General features: G+C 60.8%; 5 protein-coding genes. 1 reads left to right on the forward strand and 4 read right to left on the reverse strand.

Annotation, left to right across the window (positions count from 1 at the left end; all coding sequences use genetic code 11):
- The 4 genes from AC1DLB_RS22690 to AC1DLB_RS22705 form a co-directional block, all read right to left on the reverse strand.
- The coding region (locus tag AC1DLB_RS22690) for a DUF6124 family protein (RefSeq protein ID WP_477785681.1) at positions 1-238 on the reverse strand (238 nt) is incomplete at its 3' end.
- Positions 239-666: 428 nt separating this feature from the next.
- Positions 667-2,103: an FAD/NAD(P)-binding protein gene (locus AC1DLB_RS22695; RefSeq protein WP_477785682.1), complete on the reverse strand. Its 1,437-nt coding sequence runs from the start codon at positions 2,101-2,103 to the stop codon at positions 667-669.
- Positions 2,104-2,261: 158 nt separating this feature from the next.
- Positions 2,262-2,594 carry a hypothetical protein gene (locus tag AC1DLB_RS22700; RefSeq protein WP_477744574.1) on the reverse strand — a complete coding sequence of 111 codons (333 nt, stop codon included), beginning with the start codon at positions 2,592-2,594 and terminating at the stop codon, positions 2,262-2,264.
- A gap of 132 nt (positions 2,595-2,726) precedes the next feature.
- The gene (locus AC1DLB_RS22705; protein ID WP_258613718.1) at positions 2,727-3,290 is read right to left on the reverse strand and encodes a helix-turn-helix domain-containing protein; all 564 of its coding nucleotides are present in this window, start codon (positions 3,288-3,290) and stop codon (positions 2,727-2,729) included.
- Between AC1DLB_RS22705 and AC1DLB_RS22710 the strand changes: the two genes are divergently transcribed.
- Complete coding sequence (locus AC1DLB_RS22710) at positions 3,285-4,313, forward strand: DMT family transporter (RefSeq protein ID WP_064617040.1); 1,029 nt, start codon at positions 3,285-3,287, stop codon at positions 4,311-4,313. The two genes, AC1DLB_RS22705 and AC1DLB_RS22710, sit on opposite strands and share 6 nt — an antisense overlap.
- Positions 4,314-4,346 lie beyond the last annotated feature (33 nt).

Genomic DNA, 4,346 nt, shown 5'->3' on the forward strand with positions numbered 1-4,346 from the left:
TGAGCATCATGCTCGCTGACGCCAGGGATTCGCAGGCGTTGACCAGCAGGGTTTCGTTATCGACCTTCGCACCCACATGGTAAATGGTACTGAGTTTGCGCTTGGTGGCTTTGGGGATGGGTGGTTTGAGGTAATGGTCGAGGGCGCGGTCGGCGGCTTCGTGGAGTTTTTTCGAATCGAGGGATTCGTAGGGGGAAACGTCGTCGGTTTCCGGAGGATTTGGTGTTGGTTTGAACATAAATGAAGCTCCTTGATCAGTGGAGCCGACATCTATCGCTGCTAAACGAAGAAGGTGGCGGCTGTACGCGGGTTAGCAGACCAGGGATCAAGGAACCCGGCGCACCGAAGTGCCCCACGCATAGCCGCCATAACGCGAATGGCGACACTGACGTGCCTTGATATTCATCGAGCTGCTAAACCCGATCGCTGATTCTTCAGCGACCCGGAAACGATAGAGCCCGGCCTCAAGGCGCACAAGCCGGCGGATTCTGGCGTAGTCGTAGGCAGCGGCGCAAGGCTGTGTAGTCTGAGTGAGTATCAGGAGATGTCGATTAAACATCGCCTGTTTATTGGTCTTACTGTGGATTTTGCGGTGGATGGGCTGGCCTCTTCGCGAGCAAGAGACTTGGCCTGCCCGTAGCAGCAGCCTCGCGGGCTCGGCAGCTGCTACAACAGATCGCTGACTAATCGCGCCGCAAGAGACTTGGCCTGGCTCGCCACATCAGTTACCGCCGTGCTCTCCCACCACATGCCGCGCAACGGCGGCCCCATGGCGAACAAACGGCTGGCGACCTGCCCGTCGGCGCTGAGTACCGCGCCATCCACCGCCGCAGCAATGCCCAACGCCAATGGCCCCGGACGCACCAGCCCGCGAGCGAGCAATTGCTGGGGCAACGGCCGCGCCACCCGGCGCCAGTCGTATTCGATGCCGCTGGAGTTGATCAGCGCCGCGCCATGCACCACGCAGGTTTGCGCCTCACCACGACGACGAATGCGGATGCTGACCTCACCGTCCGACGCAGGCTCGAGCCCCTTGAACGATGCGGCATGAATCCGCAACCGCCCTTCCCCGTGTAGCTGCGCCACCAACTCGGCACTCAGCGGCGGCGAGCGATGGTGATGGCTTTCCCACCATGGCCGTACATGCCGCACAAATTGCCGGCGTTGCACATCGGTCGCCTGACTCCACAACCGCCCGATATGCGCCCGAAYGGTATCCAACGGCGCTTGCCAGTCGATGCCCTGAGCGATGGCATCGCGGCAATGCCGGCGCAGTTCGCGCACCAGCTGACGCGGTGTGCGAATACTGTGGTCCTCGGCGAGAAAATCCACCCACGCCGGCGGCTGCCTGCGCACATGCGGCAGCAGGCCATGACGGGAAAAGACTTCGATCGGCCCACGATGCCCGGCTTGCTCCAGCGACACCACGGCATCGACCATGGTCAGGCCCGAGCCGATGATCAGTACCGTCGACTGCGGATCGAGTTGACGCATGGCGGCCACATCCCACGGGTCGAGTGCAGCCGCATTCAAACCGCTGGACTCGGTCTGCGGCGTGCGTGCTGCCGGGAACATGCCGGTAGCTAGCACCGCGAATGCGCCTTGCAGACGCTGGCCATCGTTCAAGGTCAGTTGCACAGAGTCGGCAGAGGTCTGCAGGTCCACCACCTCGGCCCGCACATGTTCGACACTCGCCCCCTTCAATGCGCCCACCGCCTGCGCTTCAGCCAGACGCTGCTGCACATAAACGCCAAACAACCCGCGCGGCGGAAACAGTTCGCTGACCGGCACATGCTGCTCATCCGACTCCGGCCAGCCACCGGCGGCGATGTGTTCGGTCAGCCATTGGGTCAGGTCATCGGCGTTGTCCGGGTCGACGCTCATCCGCGCCGCGTTGCCATTGAGCGTATGCCCCAGTTCCACCGCGCTATAGGCTTCGCCACGGCCCAGTTCTGCCCGCGGCTCGATCACCAGAACCCGGCGCTGACCGGGCAAGCGCAACAACTGCGCCGCCAGCATCGCGCCACTCAGGCCGCCGCCGATGATCAGGATGTCAGCGTGACGGATGGCGTCGGTCGCCTGTCCGCTTGGGGTGTCAGTCATGGCGTTCTCATCGATCAATGTTTACCTGAATGGAAGTGGCGCAGATCGCCCCGTGTCAAGCCACAGCCTGGGTATCGTCAGTCACACCGCCATCGCAAGCAAGCCCGCGCTCACAAGGAGGCGGGTTGCCGTGCATTGGTTTTTAGCAACGAAGCAATTCAATCAAGAGAATGGTGGATGTCATAAAGAATCGGATCGGAATGAACAGGATTACCAGCCGAGTTGCGGACGATGTATCGGAATTCCTTCTGCTGCCCTGCGTTGTCCAGTAAGGCTGTTTTTGGCAAACGGCAGGCGCAAAAGTCTTCGGCCGGGTCATCACTCGAAGCCTCTGCAACCATCTTGTCTGCAATGAATATGCAGATTGAATCGCCCGGTTGGGCGTTGGGTGGGACAGGAATAAGGGCTGTCGCACCGACAGTTGGGACATCCATCAGCTTAATGACGTTACCAATAGCCTCGTTGATGATTAGCGGTTCCAGATTTGCCATTTTCTGCATTCCTGTGAATAGACGGTCAGATCTCGGCAACGAGCCGAACTCCAGTTAGCGATCAATCTCGCTCCACGTCTACTGTCAGAAATAACAGGTGTGACACTTTCCCCAATGAGTAGTGCTGCCCGTTCAAATCACCACATTACGCACAAACCGCGCCGCCACGTCCCCATCATTGCGATAAGAATGCGGTTGATGACTGGCAAACATAAAGAACTCGCCAGCCGCAATTTTCTGCGGCTGACCGTCAAGCATCAGTGTCAGGCAACCTTCAAACACATAAAGCTGTTCGCTGTAGCCTTCGGCATCCGGCTCCGAGGGGTAATGCTCGCCCGGTTCCAGGCGCCATTCCCAGAGTTCTACTTCGCGGGTGGCGGTGGCTTTGGCCAGCAGCACCGCTTTACTGCCCGGGATCGTACCGGCCCAGGCCAGTTCGTTGATGCGGCTCGGGTCGCGAGCGTCGGGGGCCTGGATCAGGTCGCTGAAGGCCACGTCCAGCGCTTCGGCCACGCGGTCGAGGGTGGTCAGGCTGACGTTCTTCTCGCCGGCCTCGATGGCCACCAGCATCCGGCGGCTGACCCCGGACTTTTCGGCCAGGGCGCTCTGGCTCATGTCGGCGGCGTGGCGCAGACGTCGCACGTTCAGGCTGACGTGCTGGAGGACCGAAGCCCGTTGGGTGGAATCTTTGTGCACTATATTGCTCACTGGGTGGCGTTGCGCAGTATACTGCCCAACTTCGGGCGCATTGTGCGTCTCCCTCAGATGGCGCGCAAGGTCATGACGTCAATGAACGCTTCTCATACTTCCCCCCGTTTCTCCCGGTTCAGCAAGGCCGAGTGCGTGCTGGTGCTGATTACCATGGTCTGGGGCGGGACCTTTTTGCTGGTGCAGCATGCGATGACCGTCAGCGGGCCGATGTTCTTTGTCGGGCTGCGTTTTGCCGCGGCGGCGAGCCTTGTGGCGCTGTTCTCCTGGCGCCATCTGCGTGAACTGACGCTGTTCGAACTCAAGGCCGGGGCGTTTATCGGCGTGGCGATCATGCTTGGTTACGGCTTGCAGACCGTGGGTTTGCAGAGCATTCCCAGCAGTCAGTCGGCGTTTATTACCGCGCTGTATGTGCCGTTCGTGCCGCTGCTGCAATGGCTGGTGCTGGGGCGTCGTCCGGGGTTGATGCCGAGCATCGGGATCATGCTGGCCTTTACCGGGTTGATGTTGCTGTCGGGGCCTTCCGGCGCGTCGCTCAATTTCAGCCCCGGTGAAATCGCTACATTGATCAGCGCCGTGGCGATTGCCGCGGAAATCATTCTGATCAGCACCTATGCCGGCCAGGTCGACGTGCGGCGGGTGACGGTGGTGCAATTGGCGGTGACGTCGGTGCTGTCGTTCCTGATGGTGGTGCCGACCCAAGAAGTGATTCCCGACTTCTCGTGGTTGCTGTTGTGCAGCGCTTTGGGCCTGGGCGCGGCGAGTGCGGCGATCCAGGTGGCGATGAACTGGGCACAGAAGAGTGTTTCGCCGACCCGGGCGACGTTGATCTATGCCGGGGAGCCGGTGTGGGCCGGGATTGCCGGGCGGCTCGCCGGGGAACGCTTGCCGGCGATTGCGCTGGTTGGGGCGGGGTTGATTGTGGCGGCGGTGATTGTCAGTGAGTTGAAGACCAAGGGGAAAGTTGTTCCCGAGATCGAAGAAGATTCGGTACAGGAAACCGAACACTGATCGTTCCCACGCGTGGGAACGATCGCGATCTCC

The sequence above is a fragment of the Pseudomonas sp. 05N434 genome (assembly GCF_056396965.1).

Bases quoted from the DNA above. Each gene is read 5' to 3' on its own strand.
- AC1DLB_RS22700 (WP_477744574.1), bottom strand. From the start codon at position 2,594: ATGGCAAATCTGGAACCGCTAATCATCAACGAGGCTATTGGTAACGTC.